This is a genomic window from Hamadaea sp. NPDC051192 (genome assembly GCF_040682475.1).
Classification (GTDB): domain Bacteria; phylum Actinomycetota; class Actinomycetes; order Mycobacteriales; family Micromonosporaceae; genus Hamadaea; species Hamadaea flava.
In genome coordinates this window covers 12,349-36,198 of the sequence record NZ_JBFBAZ010000025.1, presented here as the reverse complement: position 1 = coordinate 36,198, position 23,850 = coordinate 12,349, and the positions used below count along the sequence as shown (strand labels likewise).

Below are 23,850 nucleotides of genomic sequence, written 5' to 3'. Positions count from 1 at the left end.
GACGGTTGTTCTAATGTTGACCTATGGGCGGGGTGTTGGCGCAGGTGGAGGCGGATGTCGCCGAGCTGGCGGCCGGTCCCCTGTGGACACTTTCGGACGCCGAGATCACCGACGAGGTCCGCCGGGTCCACGCGGCGATCCAGCAGTTGTCCGGCCGGTTCCTGACGTTGATCGGCGCGGCCGACAGTCGCGAGATCCCGTACAACGCGGGTGCGACCGGGACGGCGAACTGGCTGACCTATCTGCTGTCGATGCGGCACCGGGAAGCGGTGGAGTGGACCAAGCTGGCCAAGCTGCTGCCCCAGACGCCGGTCGTCGAGGAAGCATTGGCAGCTGGGCGGGTCACCGTCGATCAGGCGCGGGTGATCGCGAAGACGGTGCACGATCTGCCGTCGGCGGTCGGCGAGGCGGGTAAGGCGAAAGCCGCCGACGTTTTGACGAAGCTTGCTGCCGACGACCGGCTGCGGCCGGAGACGCTGGAGAATCACCGGTCGCAGATCCTGGAGCTGGTCGCACCGGAGATCGCGGAGGAACGCCTGCGCCGCGACCTCGAACGCGCCGAACGGTCGGCCTACGACCGCCGTGACTTCACCCTCATCCCGTACGGCGAGGGCGAATACCGCGTGCGCGGCATCCTGGATTCGGAGATGGCTGCGATCGTGCGGACTGCGTTGGATCCGTTGTCCGGGCCGCGCAAGCCCGCACCAACCGCCGCAGCTGGGCTCGATGGTGCTGCGGACGCAGCAGGCGGCTTGACCGTGGCAGGCTGCGCGGGCGGAGACGCGACCGGCAGCTTCCCCATGGCAGACGGCGCGGACGCGGGCTGCATGGGCGCGCGTGCCGATGCGGGCTGCGCGTGTGCGGATGCGAGCTGCGCGGGCGCGGGACGCGGCGAGGGTGTGGCAGACGGCGGTCGCGTTGCGGCTCGGGTGCTGCCGGGTGAGCCGGATCTGCGCTCGGCCGGAGCCCGCCGCGCCGACGCCCTGGTCGAGGTGTGCCAGCGGATCATGAACGCTGGCGAACTGCCCGACAACGGCGGCGAGAAGCCACACCTGACGATCACCCTGCCCTGGGACGCCCTCCAAGCCAAGGTCGGCGCAGGACTGCTCGACACCGGCGACCGACTCACCCCAGAAACAGTGCGGCGGCTGGCCTGCGACGCGATGATCATCCCTGCCGTGTTGGGCGGTGACGGCCAAGTCCTCGACGTCGGCCGCGCCCGACGCCTCATCGACGGACCGCTCCGCCGCGCACTGGTGTTGCGGGACAGGGGATGCGCCTTCCCCGGCTGCGACCGGCCGCCGCAGTGGTGCCACGGCCACCACATCGAGTCATGGGCAGACGGCGGAGCCACCTGCCTCGCCAACAGCGTCCTGCTCTGCGGGTTCCATCATCGCGAGATCCACCACGGGCATTGGGAAGTCCGGATGAGACCCGACGGCTTCCCCGAATTCCTGCCACCGGCCTTCGTCGACCCACAACGAAGACCAGTCCGCAACACCCTCCACCGACGCTGCTGAGCCGCAGCATGGCTCAACACCCTCGCGACGGCGCACGGTCACGACGACGACACGGGCGACAGGGACGACTTGGATGTCGCGGACAGACGCGCTTGTTGTGCGCCCGTGGTGTGCGATTTCCGGCCGCATCGCAAGATCATGAGCCAATGGTGTGCGCCCAGAGTCCGTTTCGTGCACACCACGGCAGCATGATCACGGAATCGGACCCGAAATCGCAGATGGAGGACACCATCGTGGAGCGACGCTGTCGGGCGGACAACGGCAATACGTGCCCGCGATGGAGCTGCTGTCATGAGGGTTCCAGCGAAGACCGGTCCGGAACTTCGCCGCCGGTGCCGAAGGTCTTCGGCGACACGCTTGCGGCTTACCCGGTTCACGGAAGGCAGTCCGGTTCAAGAAAGGCGGGCCCGGTCCACGGGAGGCGGTCCGTTTCACGGAAGGCGGTCCGGTACACGGAAGGCAGTCCGGCACACGGAAGGCGGTCCGGTTCACAGAAGGCGGGCTTGGTGCACGGAGGCGGGGCCGGTTCACGGGAGGCGGGCCTGGTTCACGGATTACGTGCGCGGGTTACGAATGACGGCAAGGTTCACGAAAGAAGGGTCGGGCTCGCGAGGTCGGTGAGAGCGGGGAGCAGACGAGCCGCCAGCGCCGGATCAGTGCGGTCGAGTTCCGCGATCAGCGCATCGACGGCAGCCCCGAGGGCGCGACGCAGTTCGGCGCCGTCGAGGGTGCGGACCAGGGTGGCGGCCAGCATGGAGGTCAGGTCGGCGGGGAGCAGATGGGCGCCCTTGGCGTAGCTGGTCGGATGCCCGAGGCGCAGGCAGGCCAGCGCGATCACCTGGGTGCGTACAGCGCTGATCCAATGCTCGGCTTGCCACAGCCGATTCCGCTCGATGCTGATCCTGGCGTGCAGCGCGTGATGCCAGGCCAAGCCGGCCAGGTGGTCCGCGGTGGGCGCCGGTGCGGGTTGCGACTCGGCGGGGCTGCCGAAGACGGTCCGCCAGCTCGGGCCGCGTGGGGCGAAGTCGGCGATCGGTACGAACGCGATGTCGGCCTCGAGGCATCCGGGAAGCAGGAACACTCGGTAGACGGCCGAGCCGGAAGGCAGATCCCAGTGGTGTGCCGCGCCGAAGTCGTCGTAGAGCCGGTCGGTCCAGTGTCGCATGCTCACGGCGGGCGGGCCGTCGACGCCGAACACCAGGTCGATGTCGGACCATCGGTCTTCGTCGCCGGTGGCCTGCGAGCCGGTGACGGCCGCGCCGGCGATCGCGGGGTCGGCGGCGGCCAGGTCCAGCAGCCGCTGCCGGATGGTGTCCCGTTCCTGGGTGGAGAACATGCCGTCCTTCTAAGGAAGTTCGTGAGGAAGTTCGTGAGGAAGTTCGCAAGGAAGTTCGTAAGGAATCTCGCAAGGAAGCTCGGTCATCGCCTGGGTGGCGGCGAGTTTGGCCTGCCAGCGTACGCCGGACTCGCCGTTGCGCCGAGCCTCGTCGAGTCGGAACCGGCACAGCGCGGTCATCGCGGCATGCCGTTCAGGCCACGGTGGAACTGTGCCGTAGGCCGCGTACAACGCGGGCAGGGCCGGCGCAGCGGCCGGATAATGCTGGCGGACCACCCATTCGAGCCAGGCGATGTCGGTGATCGCGGCGCCGGCGTACGCCCATTCCCAGTCCAGCAGGGCGGCGACCGATCCGGTGGGGGAGAGCAGGAAGTTCTGCGGCCCGCAGTCGCCGTGCACCAGGATCTGTCCACTGTGGCGGGCGGCGTACGCCGACTGGAACGAAGCGACGCAGGCGCCCAGCGTCCGCAGGACCGCGGCCGGTGCGGAGTCGAGCCGGGCCGCTGCGTTGACCCCGGGGACGTAGGTGAGCCGGAGCGTCGGCGGCTCGTCCTCCACGCGTACGACTTGGGGCACCGGAACGAACGGCGCGGCGTGCCGGAGGGCCGCGATCTCCGTGTCGCGCCGCTCGCGGGCGGTGACGCCGACGTAGGTCTTGACGACCTCGTTCCCGATACACCGGGTCTCATTGAGGAATCCGTAGGGTAGCCGGACCACGGATCGATCGTAGGCTGTCCGTCATGGCGACCGACTGGGTGCAGTGGCGGCGGGAGGTCTTCGGCGATCCGTACCTCGTGTGGCATGAGGGCGCGGACTTCGCCGAGCTGCGGAGACGGGCCGGGACCGAACCCGATGTGGTGACGGCGTGGATCAGCGCGGGTCTGCGCGAACGCGACGCGGTCGCCGCTCAGGCCGTGGCCGAGTCCGGGCTGCCGGAGCTTCCCGGCCTGCTGAAGCAGCAGATGATCGACGCGAGCGGGGTGTTCGCCGTACGCGGCGCGCAGGCGCTGTTCCGGCTCACTGGCGACGCGGCCTGGGTACGCCCGGTGGTGGACGTGCTGATCGGGGCGGATCACTGGGGCGACCGCCTCGACGCGGCGATCGCGTTGGCCGAGTTCCCGGCGACTCCGTTCGTCGTGGCGTCGGTGGCCTTGGCGACCGCCGACGAGGACGAGCTGGTCCGCCACCACGCGACGGAGACGCTGGAGAAGCTGCGCCGCAAGAGCCGCAGCTAGGAAGCCGCAAGAGCTGCGGCTAGGAAGCCGCAAGAGCCGCGGCTAGGAAGCCGCGAGAGCCGCGGCTAGAAAGCCGCAAGAGCCGCGGCTAGAACAGGTCCGGCTGCTCGGTGTCGCCGAGGTCGGCAGAGCTGTGCGTCGGCACCGGAAGATCATGACGGCGCGAGTGCAGTCCCCGAGTTGTCGTCACCGTCACGGCGACGAGGCGTACGGGGTCGGGCGGGGTGGCGATCGCCCGGCTGCTCCAGCGCACCCAGATCGGCGTACGCCCAGCGGCGGCCTCTTCGAGCAGCTTGTCGACGGTGCGCCGGCGGTCGGTGTGGTCGACCTCGATCACCACGGGACCGCCGTCGGGGCGGGCGCAGGCGATGTCGAGGTAGGAGTGCTGCCGGTCGTAGGGCGGTGGCAGCCGGGCGACGCTGGCGGCGCGGCGGTAGACCCGCCAGCCCCGGTCGTGGGCCCACGCCGCGATCTCGTCCAGCATCACCTGGGTGACCTCGTCGGTGGTGCGGTCGGCGAAGGTCAGCGCGGTGAGCCGATCGGCCAGCGACGCGGCCAGCGCGTCGGGCTCGGCGTCGGCGGGAGGCACAGCGCCCAGGCTAGCCGGTCCGCTGGGCGAACCCAGTGCGAACCCAGTGCGAACCCGGGGCGAGCCCAGTGCGAACCCAGTGCGAATAGGCTGCGGAGCCATGGACACGACACAGGACGCGCGTCTCGCCGAACTGGGCGACGACTACTTCCGGGCCCGCAACGAACATGATCCGTTCGGCGCCACGGTGTTCGGCGTGACGGGGTACGACGCCGAGGTGCCCGATCCCTGCCGGGCGGCGGCGGATCGGGCCGCGACCCGGCTCGGGGGCATCGCCGCGAAGGTCGCCGACATCGATCCGGCCACGCTGGGGGAGTCGGATCGGATCAGTCACGCCTGGCTCACCCGGGTCCTCGCCGACGACCAGGACGTGCTTCGGGGCGGGCTGGAGGAGGTCGGCGTCAACGCCAGCATCGCCGGGGTGGTGCCGCTGCTGGTCGGGACGATTCCGACCGCGCCGGTCGGCGAACCGGCCGCGGCTGAGGCGTACCTGGCGCGACTGGCGAAGCTCGGCGGATTCCTGGACACCCTCGGAAACCGGCACGTCGAAGCGCTCGCCGATGGGCGTACCCCCACGCGACTGGGCGTCGAGCAGGCGATCGCGCAGCTGGACGCGTACCTGTCGAGTGATCTGACGAACGACCCGCTGACCAGCCCGCGGCCGGGCGCGGAGGTGGACGGCACGCGCTGGCTGGCCCGCGCGGAGGACCTGGTCCGCGGCACGGTGCGGCCCGCGTTGGCCCGCTACCGCGAAGTGCTCGCGGACCGCTTGCTGGCGGCCGGCCGCGGGGACGGCGAGGTCGGCGTGGGCGGTCTGCCCGGCGGCGAGGCCGCCTACCTCGGTCTCGTCCGTGCCCACACCACCACGGAACTCACGCCTGCCGAGATTCATGAGACAGGGGTACGCCTGGTGGCGCGCCTGCGTGCGGAATTCTCGGAACGGGGCGCCAAGGTGCTCGGCACGTCCGACGCCGACGAGGTGATCGCCCGGCTGCGCGACGATCCGGCGCTGCGCTTCGCCACGAGCGGCCAGATCGTCGACACCGTCACCGGTGCGCTCCGCCGAGCCGAGGAAGCGCTGCCGGACTGGTTCCGCGACTACTCGCTGGCCCCCTGTGTGGTACGCGAGATGGACTCGGCCGAGGCGGAGAACTCCGTGCTCGGCTACTACCAGCCGCCGACCGGCGACGGTTCCCGGCCGGGCGCGCACGTCATCAACACGCTGCACCCCCAGTCGCGTACGCGGTTCGAGTACGAGGCGCTGGCGTTCCACGAGAGCGTGCCGGGGCACCATCTGCAGATCGCGGTGGCACAGGCGCAGCGGCAACTCCCCGAGTTCCGCCGGTACGCCTACATCACCGCGCACGGCGAGGGCTGGGGCCTGTACGCCGAACGCCTGGCGGACCGCATGGGGCTCTACACCGACGACACGACCCGGCTCGGCATGGTCTCCTTCGACGCGTGGCGGGCCTGCCGCCTCGTGGTGGACACGGGCATGCACCAGTTCGGCTGGTCCCGACAGCGGGCGATCGACTACATGCGCGACAACACGGCGCTGTCGATGACCAACATCACCAACGAGGTCGATCGGTACATCGCCGTGCCGGGGCAGGCGCTGGCGTACATGATCGGGAAGCTGCGCATCGAGGAGCTGGGCGAGCGGATGCGTACGGCCCGGGGTGCAGGCTTCGACATCCGCGACTTCCACCACGCGGTGCTCGGTCACGGGCCGCTGCCGCTGTCCACTCTGGAGACCGTCGTCCTGGGTGCGGCCGGGCTGGGCGCGTGAATCCTCAACGTTCTATACATTGACAGCGTTAAGGCCTTTCATCAAGATTCATCCATGACGCTTCGACTCCGTGCCGGCAGTGCCGCGCTGGCTGCGATGCTGGGCGCCCTGGTGGCGATCGTCCCAGGGTTGCCCAGCGCCGCGGCCGTCTCGTCGGCCTCCGCCGTCATCGGCGGGTATCCCGTGTGGGCGCACTTCTCGAACCCGGACCCGGGGCGGGACTACACCATCCATACCGAGCTGCAACGGCTGATCGACCGGACCCCGGCCGGTGGGACCATCCGGGGCACGATCCACTCGCTCAGCATCGACTCTGTCGCCGAGGCGCTGCTCCGGGCGCAGAACCGGGGCGTCGCCGTCTGGGTCGTGGTCGACGGCAAGAACGAGGCCTCGGCCGATCCCGCGGTGGCGACCATCAAGCAGCTGGCGCACTACAAGTTCTGCCAGAACAGCAGCGGCGGGCATGGCTGCATCAGCACCAGCGCCGACAGCGACATGCACACGAAGATGTTCACGTTCAGCGGCACCGTCGATCCGAACGGGGTGACGCGCTCGAACGTCGTGTGGTTCGGCTCGGCCAACCTCACGTACGCCACCGGCCCGGACGCGTTCAACAACGCGATCACGGTCTACGGGGACTCCGCGCTCTACACCGGGTTCGTCGCGAACTTCACCGACATGTGGAACCGCCGCCACTACACCGGCAACGACTACTACGACGCCGCCTCCAGCCGGGGCTACTACCTGGGCACCGCTGCGGACGCGTACGCGTCGCCGGAGGGCGCGGGCCAGACCGACACGATCGTCAACCGGCTCAACGACATCACCCCCGACAGCGACTGCCGGCTGCGGGTCGGCATGGCGAGCGTCACCGGCGGGCGCCCGGAGCTGGTGAGTCTCGTCAAACGCTTCCGTTCGTCCGGCTGTGCCGTCTGGATGGCCGTCGGAACCGACGCGGCCGGTGGCATCGCGATGGACAGCGGCGTGTACGCCGACCTGCTCGCCGCCGGAGTGAAGATCCGGCGCAAGAACAACGTGCACGACAAGTTCTTCGTGCTGTACGGCCTCAACGGGTCGGCTTATCAGTACCGGGTGTACACCGGGTCGCAGAACTGGACGCAGGACGCGCTCAATGAGAACGACGAGATCTTCGTGAAGATGGGTCCGGAGACCGGATCCACGCATCCGCTCTACGACGCGTACTACACACACTTCAACGACGCGTACAACACCGGCGTCACCTGTACAGCGTCGAACTACCCCTGCAAGTAAGGGATCTAGGACGGGGCGCGGCCGTCGAGCATCAGACGGCCCGCCCGGTCGAGGTGGCCGAGGTCGCCGGTGGCGACCAGGCGGCCCCGGGGCAGCCAGCCGCCGACGTGCACGGCGCCGGTCTCGCCCGGCAGCGCCGGCCGGCCGTCGTCGGTGAGGACATGGAGGCGTACGCCGGCCGGCGGTCGCCCGACCGTGCCGGGTGCGGCCTTCAGATCGGCCGGGGTCGCCATCGCCGCCCAGCCCGCCTCGGTCGAGCCGAACAGGTTGTAGACCCGGTCGCCGAACACGTCCAGCAACTGGCGTGACAGCTCCGGAGCCAGCGGTTCCGCACCGGTCACGATGCGTACGCCGGGCGGCAGATCGGCCGCGTCGGGCTGGGCGGCCAACCCGGCGAGGTGCTCGGGCAGCGCGAAGATCGCGGTCGGCCGATGCTCCCGGGCCGCGGCGAGCACGGCCGCCGGATCCTTGCCCGGCACGAGGACGACGGGCGCGCCCAGGGCCAGCCCCGCCGCGAGATAACTCAGGCCATAGCCGTGGTACGCCGGGACGGCCACGATGATCGGGCGGCCCGCGCGGATCGGGATGTGCCGCAGATGGGCGAGCGCGGGGCCGAGGAGCGTTCGCCAGGTCAGCTTTCGGCGTACCAACCGGGGCGTCCCGGTGGTGCCGGAGGTGAGGACCGTGAGCCGCCCGCGCACCGGCGGACGGCCGAGCGCGCCGCCGGGGCCGCCGACGAGGGTGGGCCATGGCGTGCCCGGCGCGTCGTCGGAGATCAGAACGGTCAGCGTGTCCGCCGGTTCGGCGTGCGGTGGCAGCAGCACGGTGTCGAGGCCGAGCAGCCCGGCCGCGCTCGCGGTGATCGCCAGACCGCGATGGGTGGCGCACCGGATGCCTACGCGGTCGCCGGGCCGGACGCCCCGGTCCCGCAACGCGGTCGCGCACGACTGGGCCGCCGCCTGCAGCTCCCCGCGCGTCAGGGGGCCGCTGCGATCCACGAGCGCGACCTCCCCGGTACGCCCACCGGCGGTGGCCGCCGTCAGCGTCCAGCCGTAGCGGCGGCTCGCCCAGGCCAGGCGGACCATCCGCAGCGGATCGACCAGGGCCGCCGCCCGCAACGGCAACAGGCGGGCGCTGGCCGCCATCCCACGCTCGACCAGGCTCTTGAACGCGGCGGCCAGCACCTCGCCCGGCCGGGACCACCAGGCCTGCACCGTACGCGGACGCCGGGCGACCGCACGGCACACCGTGCTCGCCGCCTCCTCCGGGGTGGCGGCCGGATACCGCCGGAAGAACTTCGTCGGCGCGCTCATCCGGGTCCGTACGAGTCCACTGTAGAAGCTGGTGACGGTGACGCCGTCGAGCCGCAGTTCCGGTGCGGCGCACCGCAACCACACGTCGAACGCGGCCTTCGACGCCAGGTAGGACGACCAGTTCTGGGCGGGCGTCAGGAGGCCGGCGGTCGAGACGTTGACGATGTGCCCGCCGTCGCCGGCTCGCATCGCCGGAAGCAGCGTCAGCAACAGCCGGACCGGGCCGAGATAGTTCAGATCAGCGGTGCGTACGACATCGTGGAAGCGGTCGGCGGTGTCGGCGACCGACCGGTGGATCGACCGGCCCGCGTTGCACACCACGACGTCGACCCGGCGATGGTCGCGCAGAATCCGCTCGCCGAGCCGCTCGGCCTGCTCCGGATCGGACAGATCGGCCGGATACGCGTACGCCTGCCCGCCCGCTGCCTCGATCGTGGCGCGTACCTCGTGCAGACGGCTTTCCGTACGCGCGGCGAGCAGCACGACCGCGCCCGCCGCACCGAGCCGGACCGCCGTCGCCGCGCCGATGCCCTCCGACGCCCCGGTGACGAGCACGATCCGGCCAGCCACCCGCCGTCGCAGCGCCCGGTCGCCGATCCCGGGCACGACGATGCCGCCGATCAGTTTCAGCCAATGTGTCGCGCTTCCCACGCGGGAAGGCTAAGCGCCGCCGGCGGCCTAGAGGAAGCGGCCGAGCAGATCAGCCCACCGCAACAGGTGACGGTCGCCGAGGTACTCGCGGTGGACGAAGGCGTGCGCGGCGTCGCCGATCCGGGCCGCCTCCGCCGGGTCGTCGAACAGGCGGCGGACCGCGGTGGCGAACCCGGCCGCGTCCGACGGCTCGACGAGCACCCCGCGCCCGTCGCCGAGCTGGTCCAGAATGCCGCCGACGGCGGAGCCCACGACCGGCCGGCACTTCCACATGGCCTCGGCGACGGTCAGCCCGAACCCCTCGGCCAGGCTCTTCTGGGCGACCACGGCCGCGTGCCGCTGGAGCGCGTTGACCATCGCGGCGTTCTCGTCGAGGTCCTCCAGCGGCAGGCTCGCCAGCACCGTCCGGCGGCGGCTCGCCCGGGGCAGGGACTGCCACACCGCCTGGCATTCGGCGTACACCTGGGCGCCCTCGGGATCGTCGCCGACGTCGTCGACCTGCGGCCCGGCCAGCACCAGCCAGCCCGGGCCGGCCGGGGCTACCCGCTCGGCGAACGCCGTCAGCACCCCGCTCATGTCCTTGAGCCGGTCCCACCGCGAGACCTGCACCAGCATCGGCTCGTCCGGGCTCGGCAGCTCGTCGGCCAGCAGCTTCGCCGTCCGCGTCACCTCGCCGGGACGGCCGTCACGGCGGGTGAACCGGGCCGGGCCGGCCGGGCCGCCGGTGAAGATCCCGCACGCCCGGAGGACCGCCTCCACGGTCGCCGGGTCGAGGTCGGCGTTCTTGGGCGCGGCCGGGTCGATCGACGGCGGGATGACGACCGTCCGCTCCGCCGGCAGGAACTCGGGCCGATAGTGCGGCAGCGAGAACACGTACGCCTCGGCGGCCCGCAGATGCGGCCGCAGGAACTCCCACGCCTCGTCGGTGACCGGCGTACGCCGATCGCCGCCGATGTGGCAGCGCCAGATCACCGTCACGCCCCGGTCGGCCAGCCCGGACGCCATCCCGGCGGTCTGCGGGTCGTGCAGCACGACGATGTCGCCCGGCCGGGCCAGCTCCGCGACGGCCGCCGCGTTGATCGCCGTCGCGCGGGCGTACGCCGTCGCGTCGGCCTCGGTCAGGTCCGGGCCGCTGGCCGCACCGTGCAGCCGATTGTGCAGCCGCTTGGTGATCTCGAAGAACTCGGGCTCGCCGCCGACGACGAGCCAGTGCGTCGGCAGTTCGGCGTCGGCCAGATAGCCCATCAGCACCTGGAGCATCTCGGCGACGCCGCCGCCCGTCGCAGTCGAGTTGACCTGCCAGACCGTCCGCCCGGCTAACCGGCGGCGCAGGTCGTCGGCGGTCGCTCGCAGCACGCGCAGCCGCTCCGGTCCGATCACCTCCCCGAGATCGGCCAGCGAGCGGCGGGGCGGGGTGATCAGTTGCGGCGTCATCGGTCTCCTTTCACCGACATCGATCTTTCCACGTCCCGTGCGTCGCGGATAGGCCGAATGTGCCGCCCCGCGTGGATTTCCCGGGACACGCCAGACGATCCCCGTGTGACACTTCGGCGAAACATCGGGCAGTATCAGGCACATGAGATGGGACCTGGTGCTCCGTGGCGGCGACGTCCTGGACCCCGCCCGGCCGGGCGGACCACGCCGGGCCGACGTGGCGGTCGCGCGTGGGCGGATCGCCGCCGTCGGCCCCGGCCTCGCCGCCGACCCGGCCGCCGCCGGCGCCGAACTGCTCGACGTGTCCGGCCGCCTCGTCACGCCGGGCCTGGTCGACCTGCACACCCACGTGTACGCCGGAGCGACCTACTGGGGCATCGACCCCGACCCGACGGCGTGGCACTCCGGGGTGACCACCTGGGTCGACGCCGGATCGGCCGGAGCCTTCTCGTTCGCGGCGCTCGACGAAGGCGTACGCCGGTTCACCGTCGACGTGCCCGCGCTGCTGAACATCTCGGCGGTCGGCCTCGTGGCGTCCACCGGAGAGTCCCGGACCCTGGAGAACTGCGATGTCGACCTGGCCGTCACGACGGCCCGGGCCTACCCGGACCGCGTACGCGGCTTCAAGGTGCGCGTCGACCGCCACGCCGTCGGGCCGAGCGGGCTGGAACCGTTGCGCCGCGCCATCGAGGCGGGGGAGGCGTGCGGGCTGCCCGTGATGGTCCACATCGGAGCGGCCCCGCCCACGCTCGGAGAGATCCTGCCGTTGCTGCGGGCCGGCGACATCGTCACGCACTGCGCCAGCGGGATCGCGGCCGCGGCACTACCGGGCGGCATCGACCCGGCCGCGAAGGAGGCGTACGCGTCGGGCGTCGTCTTCGACATCGGCCACGGATCCGGCGGCTTCGCCTTCGACATCCTGGAGGCGCAGCTCGCCGCCGGGCTGAAGCCGCACACAGTCTCCAGCGACCTGCACGCCCGATCGCTGCACGGGCCGGTGTTCGACCTGCCCACGACGATGGCGAAGATGCTGGCGGCGGGCTGGCCGCTGGACGAGGTCGTGGCGGCGGCCACCCGCCGACCGGCCGAGGTGCTGGGGCTGGCCGCCGGGACGCTGGACGTCGGCGCCCAAGCCGACCTCGCGGTGTTCCACCTCATCGAGGAACCCTGGACCGTCGCCGACGTGCACGGCCAGGTACGCACAGCGCCGCTGCGCCTGGTGAACGAGGCCACCTATCGAGCCGGCCGCCCGCTGCCGGCCCGGCTGCCGGAGCCGCCCGCGCCCTGGATCCCCCTGACCGACGCGCAACGGGCCGCCCTGGCCGCCCGGGACGAGACGGTCCGGTCCATGATGACCCAGCCGCTGGTCAGCCCGGACGCGCTCGACGAGCAGTTCCCGCGCAGCGGGGCCTGACGCCCCCGGCTACTCAGGCGACGCCCTCCGCAGGGCGGGGTTCGTGATCTCCGGAACGCTGGATACCTTTCCGCTCGGCGATGAGGTACCTGGCTCTCCGGAGATCACCTGCTCGCGCTGGCGCCACCACCCACGCCGCCCCGGGCGCCACCAGCGCCGGCCGAGAATGAGCGCGGCGACGATCAGCGGGAGTACCAGGGCGTCGGCGACGACCTCAGCGTCGGCGGCGAAGCCGTCGAGCGGACGGCCGCCGTCCAGCACCACGAACGTGCCGGGCAGACCACAGCCGACCCGGATCAGCGCGAACACCAGCGCGGCGACGGCGGGCCCACGCCACCGGAGCGCCGCGGCGGTCCCCAGCAGCACAGCAGCCAGCGCAGCGGGAACGACCACCGAGGCCACCACATCGCCGGAGTCCTCGACGGCGTCCGACCGGTACATCGCCACCCCGGTCACGACCTGCACCGCGCTGACGAGGGCGGCCAGGCTGAGCAGCAGGCGGGTCACCGGGCGCGCAAGCGGCGCAGGCGGCGATGCAAGGTCAACCGCCGCCGCGGCCGAACCGGACCGGGGTCGAGGGTCGCCGCCCAGCTCAGCGCCTCGTCGACCATGGCGCGGGTGAGGCCCTCGGCGGGGTCGGCCGCGATCAGCAGCGTCGGCTCGGCCCGCTGATCGGCCCACGCGTACGCCTCCGGGGTCAGCATGTCGTCGATCCATACCGCCGGCCGCCCCTCGGCGTACGCGGCGATCGCCGGAACCTTGTCCTCCGGGCGGAACGGCGCCGGCGGGAACTGGATCACCGGCAACTGCGCCAGCCCGAGGAACGGCGCGAGCAGCCGGTTCGCGTTGACGCCCCAGCCGGTCGCCCAGATCAGCTCGTACGCCTCACCGAGGTCGGCCAGCCAGGATCCGTGGCCCTCGCAGAGGCGTACCGGCTCCTCGGCGGGGAAGAAGGCGTACTCGCCGAATCCGGCGGGGCACCTGAGCGCGGCGTAGGGGTTGAGGACGCCGTCGACGTCGAGCAGCAGCATCGGACGGGGCACGGACTTCGATGCTACACGCCCCGTCCATCGCGTATGGCGGCTATCTTTCGCCCTGGTGATGTCGTGAGGGCCTGCTGACGACATCACCAGGGCGAAAGATCCGGGAGAGGCGGGAGATCCGGAGCGGATCGGCGGGCTGCCAAGATCGCGGCGACCTCGGCGCGGACGGCGGCGGGTTCCGACGTCAGCCGGTGATACGTGTATCGGACGGTGAGGATGCCGAGCGTCGCGAGGGCGGCGTCACGGCGTACGTCCAGCTCCCGCTGCGCGGTCGAGGAATGCCAGGAAGCGCCGTCCAGCTCGAAGGCGACGCGTTCGGCGGCTGCGTACACGTCGAGGTAGTAGGTGTGCGGGCCGACCCGGACGGGGACCTGGCGATCGAACGGACCGGTGAAGACGTGATCCAGCCCGAACAGTTCGAGGTGGCTCCGGCAGCCGGCGGTCAGCTTGTCGAGGAGGCTGCCGATGTCCGCTCGCCCGGCGAGCCGAGGTCGCGCGGCCAGCGCCTCGGTCAGGCGCCTGGGCACCGTCATGCGGGAGTTCACCGCGTGAAGAATCGCTCCGACGCCGTCGGAGCGGGGCAGCAAGGGCCAAGCTTCGAGCAGGGCGTCCTCGAGGCGGGTGAGAAGTAGCCCGCTTCGTGGCACCACAAGGGGCGGCTCGACTTTGAATCCACTTCGGACATGGACGTGCAGCCGACCTGTGGAACGCAGGCGGACCCCGGATGGAGCCGTGAGGTGCGCCGGTTCGGCCATGGAATCGAGCAGGCCCCAGGCGTACAGCGCCGTTGTGTGGCTGAGCGCTGCGCGGCCGTCGGCGTACAGGGCGGCCGCGAGCACCATGTCGGCACCGTCCACGCCGTAGATTCCCGGCAGAATCCGGGTCAGGCCTCCGGACCGGACCGCGTTGTGGACCGCCCACCTCGGAATCTCCGGCGGCAGACGGTCCACGGCGACGAGCCCGTCATGAGCGGCGAGCCAATCCGCCAGCGCACGATCCATCGCGCCATGCTGCGCTCGGCGTACCGGCGACGGCGCGCGCCGACAAGATCAGGATGTGGACAGTGGCGCGGTGTGGAGGGGGTTGGCTAGCGTACCCACTAGCTGCAGTGCGCCCGACGGATCTTCGAGGTCGACCATCTGCTGGTTGTTGCGCAGTTGCAGCCGGTTCAGGCACGACAGGTCGAAGCGTTCGGCGAACATGTCGTACTTGGCGTACCGCTCGGCCAGGGCCGGGTTGGCGGCCTGGTAGTCGCGGACGCAGTCCGCCACGAGCCGCCAGAACTCCGCCTCGGGCAGCACCGGCTCCAGGCGTGGGGCGAGGAAGCGGAAGAAACAGTCGAGCACGTCGGTGAACAGCGACAGCAGCTTCAGCTCGTCGGGCACGCTCACCCGGATCCGCTCGGCCGCCGCGGGCAGCGGCAGGTCCGGGTCCATCACCGCGATCTCCTCGGCGATGTCCTTGAAGATCGCACGGACCGGAGCGTCGTGCTCGTCCAGCACCAGGATCACATTCTCCCCGTGCGGCATGAAGACCAGCTCGTACGCGTAGAAGCAGTGCACCAGCGGGGTCAGGTACGCCGTCAGGTACCGCTGGAGCCACTCCGCGGCGGGCAGGCCCGACCGCGTGATCCACTGGACGGCGAGGTCTTCGTGGAGCAGGGCGGCCATCGTCGTGACGCGTTCGCCCGGGGCCAGGACGGGGCTCTCCCGCCACAACGCCGCGAGCATTTTGCGGTAGGGCGAGCCCTTCGGCGCGGCGTGGGCGTACTGGGGGTGGCGGTAGCCGATCGCGGCCCGTTCGCGCAGGATCGTCAGGCCGGTCTTGGCGAGCACCGGGTCGTCGGCGATCAGCCCGGCTAGCCATTCGTTGATCGCCGGGGTGGCCTCCATGTACTCGGCGGACAGCCCGCGCAGGAAGCCCATGTTGAGCACCGACAGCGCGGTCTTGACATAGTGCCGCTCCGGGGCGCTGACGTTGTAGAAGGTCCGCACCGACTGCTGCGCCTGGTGCCGGTCGTCGCCGTCGCCGAGATGGACGATCCGGCCCTGCGCGACCTCGCCGGCGAAGGTGACGGCGATCCGGTTGCGCCACTGCCACGGGTGCACCGGCATCAGGTGGTAGTCGCCGGGATCGTCGAGGGACGCGGTCAGTCGTTCCAGAGTGGACGGATCGAGTTCGCCGGTGATCAGCGCGTCGTAGCCGATGTCGGCACACGAGGTGAAGGTCGAGACCGACCGGTGCACGGCGATCCAGGTCAACCGGATCGGGTGCGCCGCCTCTGGTGCGTACTCGTGGAAGTCGCTGATGCTGTAGCCCAGGCGGCCGTTGTTGGCCACGAAGCAGGGGTGCCCCTCGGTCATGCCGGTCTCGATCATCTGGAAGCCCGCGGTGCTGAGGTCGGCCGGCGGCCGGTCGAACTTGTACGCGAGCCCGGCGAGTGTGCTGGTGATCTCCTCCAGGTAGACGGGCAGCACGGTCTGGCTGAGCCCGAGCGTGTCGCGCAGGTCCAGGATGAGGTCGACGGCGTCCACCGGGAGCTGTGCGCCCTCGCGGACCCGGGTCACCGAGTCCGGATCGATCTGCCAGTGGTCGAGCGCGAACAGCCGGGCGGTGAACCGGTACTCGGTGTCGGTCGCCCGCACCGTGTAACGATCGGTGAACCGGCTTGTGGAGTGGCCGCTGGACTCGTCGCCGTGGGGGATCGGCGTGAGCAGCCGCTCGTGGGCGAACTCGGCGAGCGCCTTGGCCGCCAGGTGCCGGTTGGCCTTGGCCCACAGCTCGGGCCGGAGGTGCTTGGTCGGCGACCCAGCGGCCGACCCAGCGGCTGACTCTGCGGCCGACTCTGCGGACTCCTCGGTCGACGACGCAGTGGGCGACGCAGCGGACAACTCAGTGGACATGACGACTCCTTCGCTGGGCGTGCTTGAACGCCGAGCGGACGCAGAAGCTCAGCAGGGCTTCCTTGTGCGGCAGGCGGACCTTTCCGGCCACCTCGAAGCCGGCGTACGCGTTGAGCGCGTGCACGGCGGTGTTGCGCGCGTCGGGTTCGACGACGACCCGGTGGGTGAGCGGATCGGCGAAGAGCAGGTCGAGCACGGCGAGGATGACGGCGCGGGTGAAGCCCGGGATCGGCGTCTCCGCCGGGGCGACGAGGAAGTGCATCCCCACGTCGCCGGGTTGGACGGGGTACACCCCGGACAGTTCGTGGCGGGGGTCGTAGCGTTCCATCAGGAACATCGGCTGCCCGTCCCGGGAGCCGATCAGCGCGTCGTGGCCGGGCCGGGCGGCGATCGCGGCGTACTCGGCGGCGACTTCGCCCAGCGACGCCTGCTGCATCAGCCAGAACGCCGCCTTGGGGTGGGTGACCCAGCCGTGGAGCAGCCCGGCGTCGGCAACCGCGTCGACGTACCGGATCTCGAAGGCGCTGTTCTCGAAGGCGCTGTTCTCGTAGGTGCTGTCGACGCTCATGCGGGCGCTCCGAACTCCTGGAAGGCGATGGTCTTCTCGACCGGGTACGCCTCCCGCCCGAGCATGTCCCGCAGGATGCACGAGTTCCGGTACGCCCCCATGCCGAGATCCGGGGCGACGAAGCCGTGCGTGTGCAGCTCGCCGTTCTGGACGTACACCGCGCCGGATTGTCCATTGTCGACTCGATAGTTCCGGCCGACCGCCAGCCGTGCTGCCGCGTCGCGGGCGAGCAGGTCTTCGATCGGGCCGAGGAACTCCGGCGTCGGCTGCCGGTAGCCGGTGGCGAGCACCAGCGCCTGCGTACGCTGCTCGAAGTCGACGCCCTGCTCCTCATGCCGCAGATCCAGGGTGTAAGTGTCCTGGCTAGCGTCATAGGACGCTTTACGCAGTGCGGTGTTCGTCATCAGGCGCGTACGGGCGCCGCGACCGGCCGGAGCTGCCTGCTGCTCGTAGAGCTGATCGAAGATGGCGTTGATCAGGTCGGCGTTGATGCCCTTGTAGAGCTGCTTCTGCGCCACGTTCAGCGAGTCGCGTACGCCCATCGGCAGCGCGTGGAAGTAGTCGGCGTACTCGGGGGAGGTCATCTCCAGCGTGAGCTTGGTGTACTCCAGCGGGAAGAACCGGGGCGAGCGGGTGATCCAGGTCAGGTCGTAGTCCCGGCCGCCGTCGCCGCGGCTGGTGAGCAGGTCGTGATAGATCTCGGCCGCGCTCTGCCCGCTGCCGACGACGGTGATGCTCTCCTTGGCACGTACCGCGTCCCGCTGCCCCAGGTACGCCGAGCTGTGGACGACACCAGGTACGCCGGTCACCGCGGGCGGCAGGTGCGGGACGGTGCCGATGCCCAGCACGAGCCGCCGTCCCCGGAACGTGTCGCCGGTCGTGGTCCGCACGGTGTAGACGCCGTCATCAGACGACACCGACCGCACGTGCTGCCCGAAGCGGATCGAGCGCAGTTGGTGGGCGGCCCACCGGCAGTAGTCGGCGTATTCGCGGCGCAGCGGGAAGAAGCTCTCGCGGATGTAGAACGAGTACAGCCGCCCGCTCTGCTTGAGGTAGTTCAGGAACGAGTACGGCGAGGTCGGGTCGGCCAGGCTGACCAGGTCGGCGAGGAACGGCGTCTGGAGGGTGCTGCCCGGCAGGAGCATGCCCGGGTGCCAGTCGAAGTCCGGCTTGCTCTCCAGGAAGACGCCGTCGAGGTCGAGCGGTTCGGCGAGGCAGGCCAGGCCCAGGTTGAACGGGCCGAGGCCGACGGCGACGAAGTCGTGAATCCGGGAGTCGTGAATCCGGGAGTCGTGGATCTGGGAGTCGTGGATCCGGGAGTCGTGCGGCTCAGGCTGCGACAAGGCTGCTCCCGACGTAGGTCTCGGCGTGGTGGGCGAGGAGGTCGAGGACGGTGCCGATGTCGTCGACGGTGGTGCGCGGGTTGAGCAGGGTGAGCTTCAGGTAGTGGCGGCCGTCGACGACGGTGCCGGCGACCATCGCCTCGCCCGACTCGGCGATCGCCTTGCGGGCGTACAGGTTCGCGGCGTCTGCCTCTTCGGCGTCCATATCGGACGACGGGAGGTAACGGAACACGAGGGTGCTCAGCTGGGGGCGGACGAGGATCTCGAAGCGCGGATCGGCGTCGAGCAGTCGCCAGCCGGCGTCGGCCAGATCGACGACGGCGTCGAAGAGCGAGCCGACCGCGTCCGGGCCCATGATGCGCAGGGTCAGCCACAGCTTGAGCGCGTCGAACCGGCGGGTCGTCTGCGGGCTCTTGTCGACCTGGTTCGGGATCTGTTCCTCGGCGGCCCGCTTCGGGTTGAGGTAGTCCGCGTGGTAGGTCGCGTGCCGCAGGACGGCGCGGTCGCGTACGAGGATCGCGCTGCTGCTGACGGGCTGGAAGAAGGACTTGTGGTAGTCGACGGTGACGGAGTCGGCGCGTTCGATCCCGTCGAGGAGCCGCCGCCGGCGGGAGACCAGGAGTCCGCAGCCATAGGCGGCGTCCACGTGCAACCACACCCCGGTACGCCGGCACAGGTCGGCGAGCTGGGGGAGCGGGTCGACGCTGCCGAAGTCGGTGGTGCCCGCGGTGGCGACGACCGCCATCGGGACGAGCCCGGCTTCGCGGCACGCCGCGAGCGACCGGCGCAGCGCTTCGGGTGACATGCGCCGGTCGGCCGTCCCCGGTACGGAGATCACCGCGTCTTCGGCCAGCCCGAGGAGCTTGGCGGCCTTGGTGACGCTGAAGTGCGCGTACTCGGAGGCGAAGATGCGCAGATCGCCTGCTCCACAGGCGAAGCGGTCCAGCGCCTCGTCGCGGGCGAGCATCAGGGCGTGCACATTGGACTGTGTGCCGCCGCTGGTGAAGACGCCGTCGGCGAGCGGGCCGAGGCCGATGCGCCGAGCGGTCCAGTCGATCAGGCGGCGTTCGATGAGGGTGCCGCCGGCGCTCTGGTCCCAGGTGTCGAGGGAGGAGTTGATGGCCGACAGCACGGTCTCGCCGAGCAGTGCCGGCACGACGACCGGGCAGTTGAGGTGGGCGAGGTAGCGGGGGTGGTGGAAGTAGACGGCGTCGCGGAGGTAGACGCGGTCCAGTTCGTCGAGGGCGGCGGTGGTGTCGCCGAGCGGGTGGTCCAGGTCGATCGTGTCGATGTCGGCGGCGAGCCGGGCGGGGGAGATCCCGGTGAACGGCCGCCCGGCGGCGGTGATCCGCCGGGCGACTCGCTGCGCGCCGTCCGCGACCGCCAGCCGGTACCGGTCGGCTCCGGCGGCGTCGAGCAGGTGCGACAGGGCCTGCATGAGATCAGCTGACCTTCTTCGCCGAGGTCAGGGCGTTGGCGAGTTCTTCCAGGACGCCCGCGCTGCCGGCGTACGAGAAGCGGGGTTCGCTGTTCCAGCCGACGATCTGCCCGGCCTTGACGGCGGGCAGCTGGTTCCAGGTCGGCTTGCCGGTGAGGTCCTTGGGCTGCAAGGTGGAGCTGCGGTTGTCGAGCAGCAGCACGTCGGCGGCGTACTTGCCGGCGTTCTCCCAGCTCAGGCTCTCGAAGTAGCCGAGGTCGTCGAGCTTGTCCGGGACGATGATCTCGACGCCCAGCTCCTTGAAGTACATGATGTCGCTGTTCATGCCGGGGTTGGACGCGTAGAACAGGTCGGCCGCGGCCGAGCAGGCGAGCACCTTGAGGCCGCTGGACTTGCCGACCTCGCCCAGCTTCTTCGCCGCCGCATCGAACCGGGTCTTCGCGTCGGTCACCTTCGCTGCGGTCAGATCCGCGCCGAGCGAGCCCGCCAGATCGGCGTACCGCTCGATGATCTTGTTGAGTGGGGTGCGTGCGGCGTTGATGCCGACCGAGGGCGCGAGCGGGAGGATCTTGTCCTTGCTCTCGTCCGGGACGTACCAGAGGGTGTCCTTCTCGTAGATGTTGGTGATCAGGACCTCGGGCCGCAGCGCGGCGTATTTCTCCACGTTGAACTCGCCCCAGACGTTGCCGAGGATCTCGGCCTTGTCGATGGGGAAGTCGCCGGCCTGGACGTCGGCCTTGCCGTCGGCGGTCTTGGTCGGGCCGAAGACGCCGACGATCTGGTCGCTGACGCCGAAGTCGTAGAGGGCGGCGGCGGAGCCGATGAAGGCGACGACCTTCTGCGGTCGGCTCGGAGCGGACGCCTTCGTGCCGCGGTCGTCGGTGAACGACCAGGCCCCGCCCGTGCTCGACGTCGAGCTGGGCTTGTCGTCGGAACCGCAGGCGCTGGTCAGGGCGGCCAGTCCGAGGGCTCCGGCGGCCGAGAGCAGGCCGCGGCGGCTGAAGGTGTGCGTCATCGTTCTACTCCTGCGATGGGGATCGGTGCGATGGGGATGAGCCCGCGATGGGGATCGCGGGGGGCCGGGCTTCCGCCTCAGCTGCAGTTAGGCTAGCCTTACCTGAGTCAGTGTTGTCAAGTGAAGTCCGCTCGCCGGGCGTGTCACATTTCCGGAGATATCCCCCGTGCTGTCCCGACCCCCCAATCGGCCCGCCGTCCTGCTGGGGTCCGCGGCCCTGCTGGTCGTCGCGGCCGCGCTCAGCCTCGCGGTGGGCGCCAAACCGATGTCGCTCGCCGAGGTCTGGTCCGGCCTCGTCGACCCGCAAGCCCCCGCCTACACGGTGGTACGCGAGATGCGCCTGCCGCGTACGCTGCTCGGTCTCGAAGTCGGCGCGGCGCTTGGCCTGGCCGGCGGCGTCATGCAGGCGCTGACCCGCAATCCGCTGGCCGATCCGGGCCTGCTCGGCATCAACGCCGGGGCCTCGGCCGCCGTGGTCACCGGGATCACCGTGCTCGGGATCGGGTCGCTCAGCGGTTACGTCTGGTTCGCGTTCCTCGGTGCGGCCGCGGTCTCGGTGCTCGTGTGGGCCGTCGGCGGTGGGCGTACGGCCACGCCGGGGCGCCTGGCGCTGGCCGGAGCCGCCGTCAACGCCGTGCTGTACGCGTACGTGTCTGCGGTGCAGTTGCTCGACACCGCGTCGCTGGACGCCATGCGTTTCTGGACGGTCGGCTCGCTGGCGGCGACCGACTCATCGGCCACCCTGTTCATCGCACCGTTCATCGCCGTCGGGCTGATCGCGGTCGCCGTGCTGGCCCGGCCGCTGAACGCGCTGGCGCTCGGCGACGAATCCGCCCGCGCGCTGGGCGCGCGCCCGGCCGTCGTCCGGGCCGGCAGCATCGTCGCGATCACGTTGCTCTGTGGAGCGGCCACCGCCGCGTGTGGGCCGATCGTCTTCGTGGGCCTGTTGGTGCCGCACCTGGTCCGGCCGCTCACCGGGCCCGATATGCGCTGGCTGCTGGCGGTCAGCGCGTTCGTCGCCCCGGTCGTGCTGCTCGGCGCGGACGTGCTCGGCCGCGTGCTCGCCCGACCCGGTGAGGTGCAGGTGGGCATCGTCACCGCCGTCGCCGGTGGCGCCTTCTTCGTCTGGGCCGTACGCCGCACCCGGGCGGTGGCGGTATGACCGTCCTGCGTGCCGCGACCGTCTCCGTCAGACTCCGTCCCCGGTCCGTCGTGGCGGGATTCGCCGTCCTCGCCGTGGCCCTGGGCTGCGCACTGCTCCTGCTGAGCACCGGCGACTATCCGCTCAGCCCGGACGCCGCCCTCAAGGCGGTCCTCGGCTCCGGTACGCCCGCCGACGCGTACATCGTCCAGGAGTTGCGTGCCCCTCGCGTCGTGACGGCGTTGCTCGCCGGAGCCGCGCTGGCGTTGGCGGGCGCGATCTTCCAGGCGTTGACCCGCAACCCGCTCGGCAGCCCCGACGTGCTCGGTTTCACCCAGGGCTCCGCTGCCGGAGCGCTCGTGGCGATCGTGGTCACCGGCGGCGGCAGTCTCACCCTGGCGGCCGGCGCGCTCGTGGGTGGAATCGTCACCGGGGCCGCGATCTATCTGCTCGCCGTCCGGCACGGTTCGCACGGCAGTCACCTGGTGCTCGTGGGCATCGGCGTGGCCGCCGTCCTGACCGGCGTCAACGGCTACCTGTTCACCCGGGCGGAGATCACGGACGCGTCGCGGGCGATGCTGTGGCTGACCGGCAGCCTCGACGGCCGGGGCTGGGAGGACGCGCTGCCCCTGCTGGCGGTGCTGGCCGTCGTGGTTCCGATCGTCCTGTTCGGACTGTCCCGGCCGCTGTCGGCGTTGGCGCTCGGCGACGACCAGGCGCTGGCGCTCGGCGTACGCGTCACGCCGGTGCGGGTGTCGCTGCTGGCCGCGGCGGTCCTGCTCTGCTCGGCGGCGGCTGCCGCGGCGGGACCGGTGTCCTTCGTCGCGCTGACCGCGCCCCAGGTCGCCCGGCGGATCACCGGCGACCCCGGCCCCAACCTGCTGTCCTCGGTCCTGGTCGGGGCGGCCTTGATGACCGCGGCCGACCTCGCCGCCCAACGGCTGGTGCCAGGTCGTGATCTGCCGGTCGGGGTGCTCACCGGCATCCTCGGCGGGGCGTACCTGGTCTGGCTGCTCGCGGCACGCCGCCGCTCGTCGTTAGGAGGACGTTCATGACGCGGCTCGCCGCGACCGGCCTGAGGCTCGCCTACGAACGGCGCGTCGTCGCCGAGGATCTCGGCGTCGAGATACCGGACGGCTCGTTCACCGTCATCGTCGGCCCGAACGCCTGCGGCAAGTCCACCTTGCTCAAGGCACTGGCCCGTACGCTGCGGCCGCAGGCGGGCAGCGTCCTGCTGGACGGCAAGGACATCCGCGGGCTGCCGGCCAAAGCGGTCGCGCGTACGCTCGGCCTGCTCCCGCAGACGTCCATCGCGCCCGACGGGATCACCGTCGCCGACCTCGTCGCCCGGGGCCGCTACCCACACCAGGGACTGCTGCGCCAATGGTCGGCGCACGACGAGGAGATCGTCCAGCAGTCGATGGTCGCGACCGGCGTGGCCGACCTCGCGACCGCGTTCGTCGACGAGTTGTCCGGCGGCCAGCGGCAGCGCGTCTGGATCGCGATGGCGCTCGCGCAGCAGACCCCGCTGCTGCTGCTCGACGAGCCGACGACCTTCCTGGACATCGCCCATCAGCTCGACGTGCTCGACCTGTGCGCGCGATTGCACGAGGAGCAGGGGCACACCCTCGTCGCCGTGCTGCACGACCTCAACCAGGCCGCCCGGTACGCCACTCATCTGATCGCGATGCGCGACGGCCGGATCGTGGCCGAGGGCAAGCCGTCCCAGATCGTCACCGCCGAGCTCATCGAGGAGGTCTTCGGGCTGCCGTGCCGGATCGTCGAGTGCCCGGAAACTGGGGCGCCGCTGGTGATCCCGGCCGCCCGCCGAGCCGTGCCGGTCTAG

General features: G+C 71.0%; 21 protein-coding genes. 8 read left to right on the top strand and 13 right to left on the bottom strand.

Annotated elements, in window-relative coordinates:
• Positions 1-23 precede the first annotated feature (23 nt).
• Positions 24-1,520 (top strand): DUF222 domain-containing protein, encoded by a 1,497-nt coding sequence (locus AB0M47_RS13610; protein ID WP_363412602.1) that lies wholly within the window; start codon positions 24-26, stop codon positions 1,518-1,520.
• Between the two features lie 586 nt (positions 1,521-2,106).
• Here the strand turns inward: AB0M47_RS13610 and AB0M47_RS13605 are convergent.
• Together AB0M47_RS13605 and AB0M47_RS13600 are read right to left on the bottom strand one after the other, a co-directional pair.
• Positions 2,107-2,856, bottom strand: coding sequence for a nucleotidyltransferase domain-containing protein (locus AB0M47_RS13605; RefSeq protein ID WP_363412600.1), 750 nt, complete (start codon positions 2,854-2,856; stop codon positions 2,107-2,109).
• A gap of 9 nt (positions 2,857-2,865) precedes the next feature.
• On the bottom strand, positions 2,866-3,573 hold the full coding sequence (locus AB0M47_RS13600) for a phosphotransferase (protein ID WP_363412598.1): 708 nt from the start codon (positions 3,571-3,573) through the stop codon (positions 2,866-2,868).
• A 23-nt stretch (positions 3,574-3,596) separates the two neighbouring features.
• On the opposite strand from AB0M47_RS13600, the gene AB0M47_RS13595 reads away from it, so the two are divergent.
• Positions 3,597-4,091 carry a hypothetical protein gene (locus AB0M47_RS13595; protein WP_363412596.1) on the top strand — a complete coding sequence of 165 codons (495 nt, stop codon included), beginning with the start codon at positions 3,597-3,599 and terminating at the stop codon, positions 4,089-4,091.
• An 88-nt stretch (positions 4,092-4,179) separates the two neighbouring features.
• Here the strand turns inward: AB0M47_RS13595 and AB0M47_RS13590 are convergent, their stop codons facing one another.
• Positions 4,180-4,680, bottom strand: coding sequence for a hypothetical protein (locus AB0M47_RS13590; protein ID WP_363412594.1), 501 nt, complete (start codon positions 4,678-4,680; stop codon positions 4,180-4,182).
• Positions 4,681-4,780: 100 nt separating this feature from the next.
• On the opposite strand from AB0M47_RS13590, the gene AB0M47_RS13585 reads away from it, so the two are divergent.
• On the top strand, positions 4,781-6,469 hold the full coding sequence (locus AB0M47_RS13585) for a DUF885 domain-containing protein (RefSeq protein ID WP_363412592.1): 1,689 nt from the start codon (positions 4,781-4,783) through the stop codon (positions 6,467-6,469).
• A 54-nt stretch (positions 6,470-6,523) separates the two neighbouring features.
• Complete coding sequence (locus AB0M47_RS13580; protein ID WP_363412590.1) at positions 6,524-7,741, top strand: phospholipase D-like domain-containing protein; 1,218 nt, start codon at positions 6,524-6,526, stop codon at positions 7,739-7,741.
• A gap of 5 nt (positions 7,742-7,746) precedes the next feature.
• Here the strand turns inward: AB0M47_RS13580 and AB0M47_RS13575 are convergent, their stop codons facing one another.
• Together AB0M47_RS13575 and AB0M47_RS13570 are read right to left on the bottom strand one after the other, a co-directional pair.
• Positions 7,747-9,705 carry an SDR family NAD(P)-dependent oxidoreductase gene (locus AB0M47_RS13575; protein WP_363412588.1) on the bottom strand — a complete coding sequence of 653 codons (1,959 nt, stop codon included), beginning with the start codon at positions 9,703-9,705 and terminating at the stop codon, positions 7,747-7,749.
• A 27-nt stretch (positions 9,706-9,732) separates the two neighbouring features.
• Positions 9,733-11,139, bottom strand: coding sequence for a glycosyltransferase (locus AB0M47_RS13570; protein WP_363412586.1), 1,407 nt, complete (start codon positions 11,137-11,139; stop codon positions 9,733-9,735).
• 142 nt (positions 11,140-11,281) lie between these two features.
• Between AB0M47_RS13570 and AB0M47_RS13565 the strand changes: the two genes are divergently transcribed.
• A complete protein-coding gene (locus tag AB0M47_RS13565; protein WP_363412584.1) occupies positions 11,282-12,553 on the top strand; it encodes an amidohydrolase/deacetylase family metallohydrolase in 1,272 nt (423 codons plus the stop codon).
• Between the two features lie 9 nt (positions 12,554-12,562).
• On the opposite strand, the gene AB0M47_RS13560 is transcribed toward AB0M47_RS13565, so the two are convergent.
• The 8 genes from AB0M47_RS13560 to AB0M47_RS13525 all read right to left on the bottom strand — a co-directional run bounded on the left by AB0M47_RS13560 (position 12,563) and on the right by AB0M47_RS13525 (position 20,863).
• Entirely contained in the window at positions 12,563-13,060 is a 498-nt protein-coding gene (locus AB0M47_RS13560) for a hypothetical protein (protein ID WP_363412582.1), read from the bottom strand.
• Positions 13,057-13,596, bottom strand: a complete 540-nt coding sequence (locus AB0M47_RS13555; protein ID WP_363412580.1) for an HAD domain-containing protein — start codon at positions 13,594-13,596, stop codon at positions 13,057-13,059. The genes AB0M47_RS13560 and AB0M47_RS13555 overlap by 4 nt, the downstream gene beginning before the upstream one ends.
• An 83-nt stretch (positions 13,597-13,679) precedes the next feature.
• Positions 13,680-14,597 (bottom strand): DUF559 domain-containing protein, encoded by a 918-nt coding sequence (locus tag AB0M47_RS13550; protein ID WP_363412578.1) that lies wholly within the window; start codon positions 14,595-14,597, stop codon positions 13,680-13,682.
• 48 nt (positions 14,598-14,645) lie between these two features.
• The gene (locus AB0M47_RS13545) at positions 14,646-16,499 is read right to left on the bottom strand and encodes an IucA/IucC family siderophore biosynthesis protein (protein WP_363412576.1); all 1,854 of its coding nucleotides are present in this window, start codon (positions 16,497-16,499) and stop codon (positions 14,646-14,648) included.
• A complete protein-coding gene (locus AB0M47_RS13540) occupies positions 16,489-17,067 on the bottom strand; it encodes a GNAT family N-acetyltransferase (protein WP_363412574.1) in 579 nt (192 codons plus the stop codon). Before AB0M47_RS13540 ends, AB0M47_RS13545 begins: the two co-directional genes overlap by 11 nt.
• Positions 17,064-18,335, bottom strand: coding sequence for a SidA/IucD/PvdA family monooxygenase (locus AB0M47_RS13535; protein ID WP_363412693.1), 1,272 nt, complete (start codon positions 18,333-18,335; stop codon positions 17,064-17,066). The genes AB0M47_RS13540 and AB0M47_RS13535 overlap by 4 nt, the downstream gene beginning before the upstream one ends.
• A 61-nt stretch (positions 18,336-18,396) precedes the next feature.
• Entirely contained in the window at positions 18,397-19,848 is a 1,452-nt protein-coding gene (locus AB0M47_RS13530; RefSeq protein WP_363412572.1) for an aspartate aminotransferase family protein, read from the bottom strand.
• A 4-nt stretch (positions 19,849-19,852) separates the two neighbouring features.
• Positions 19,853-20,863 (bottom strand): ABC transporter substrate-binding protein, encoded by a 1,011-nt coding sequence (locus AB0M47_RS13525; RefSeq protein ID WP_363412570.1) that lies wholly within the window; start codon positions 20,861-20,863, stop codon positions 19,853-19,855.
• A gap of 199 nt (positions 20,864-21,062) precedes the next feature.
• Here AB0M47_RS13525 and AB0M47_RS13520 point away from each other — a divergent pair, with 199 nt between their 5' ends.
• From AB0M47_RS13520 to AB0M47_RS13510, 3 genes are read left to right on the top strand one after another with little or no spacing between them, the layout of a single operon-like run.
• On the top strand, positions 21,063-22,025 hold the full coding sequence (locus AB0M47_RS13520) for an iron chelate uptake ABC transporter family permease subunit (protein ID WP_363412691.1): 963 nt from the start codon (positions 21,063-21,065) through the stop codon (positions 22,023-22,025).
• Positions 22,022-23,059: an iron chelate uptake ABC transporter family permease subunit gene (locus tag AB0M47_RS13515; RefSeq protein WP_363412568.1), complete on the top strand. Its 1,038-nt coding sequence runs from the start codon at positions 22,022-22,024 to the stop codon at positions 23,057-23,059. The genes AB0M47_RS13520 and AB0M47_RS13515 overlap by 4 nt, the downstream gene beginning before the upstream one ends.
• A complete protein-coding gene (locus tag AB0M47_RS13510; protein WP_363412566.1) occupies positions 23,056-23,850 on the top strand; it encodes an ABC transporter ATP-binding protein in 795 nt (264 codons plus the stop codon). The genes AB0M47_RS13515 and AB0M47_RS13510 overlap by 4 nt, the downstream gene beginning before the upstream one ends.

What these genes read in the sequence shown, in the direction of transcription:
- AB0M47_RS13585 (WP_363412592.1), top strand. Translation starts at nt 4,781, where the DNA reads ATGGACACGACACAGGACGCGCGTCTCGCCGAACTGGGCGACGACTAC.
- AB0M47_RS13530 (WP_363412572.1), bottom strand. Translation starts at nt 19,848, where the DNA reads ATGCAGGCCCTGTCGCACCTGCTCGACGCCGCCGGAGCCGACCGGTAC.
- AB0M47_RS13595 (WP_363412596.1), top strand. Translation starts at nt 3,597, where the DNA reads ATGGCGACCGACTGGGTGCAGTGGCGGCGGGAGGTCTTCGGCGATCCG.
- AB0M47_RS13525 (WP_363412570.1), bottom strand. Translation starts at nt 20,863, where the DNA reads ATGACGCACACCTTCAGCCGCCGCGGCCTGCTCTCGGCCGCCGGAGCC.
- AB0M47_RS13550 (WP_363412578.1), bottom strand. Translation starts at nt 14,597, where the DNA reads ATGGATCGTGCGCTGGCGGATTGGCTCGCCGCTCATGACGGGCTCGTC.
- AB0M47_RS13610 (WP_363412602.1), top strand. Translation starts at nt 24, where the DNA reads ATGGGCGGGGTGTTGGCGCAGGTGGAGGCGGATGTCGCCGAGCTGGCG.
- AB0M47_RS13605 (WP_363412600.1), bottom strand. Translation starts at nt 2,856, where the DNA reads ATGTTCTCCACCCAGGAACGGGACACCATCCGGCAGCGGCTGCTGGAC.
- AB0M47_RS13580 (WP_363412590.1), top strand. Translation starts at nt 6,524, where the DNA reads ATGACGCTTCGACTCCGTGCCGGCAGTGCCGCGCTGGCTGCGATGCTG.
- AB0M47_RS13545 (WP_363412576.1), bottom strand. Translation starts at nt 16,499, where the DNA reads ATGTCCACTGAGTTGTCCGCTGCGTCGCCCACTGCGTCGTCGACCGAG.
- AB0M47_RS13515 (WP_363412568.1), top strand. Translation starts at nt 22,022, where the DNA reads ATGACCGTCCTGCGTGCCGCGACCGTCTCCGTCAGACTCCGTCCCCGG.
- AB0M47_RS13540 (WP_363412574.1), bottom strand. Translation starts at nt 17,067, where the DNA reads ATGAGCGTCGACAGCACCTACGAGAACAGCGCCTTCGAGAACAGCGCC.
- AB0M47_RS13565 (WP_363412584.1), top strand. Translation starts at nt 11,282, where the DNA reads ATGAGATGGGACCTGGTGCTCCGTGGCGGCGACGTCCTGGACCCCGCC.
- AB0M47_RS13570 (WP_363412586.1), bottom strand. Translation starts at nt 11,139, where the DNA reads ATGACGCCGCAACTGATCACCCCGCCCCGCCGCTCGCTGGCCGATCTC.
- AB0M47_RS13510 (WP_363412566.1), top strand. Translation starts at nt 23,056, where the DNA reads ATGACGCGGCTCGCCGCGACCGGCCTGAGGCTCGCCTACGAACGGCGC.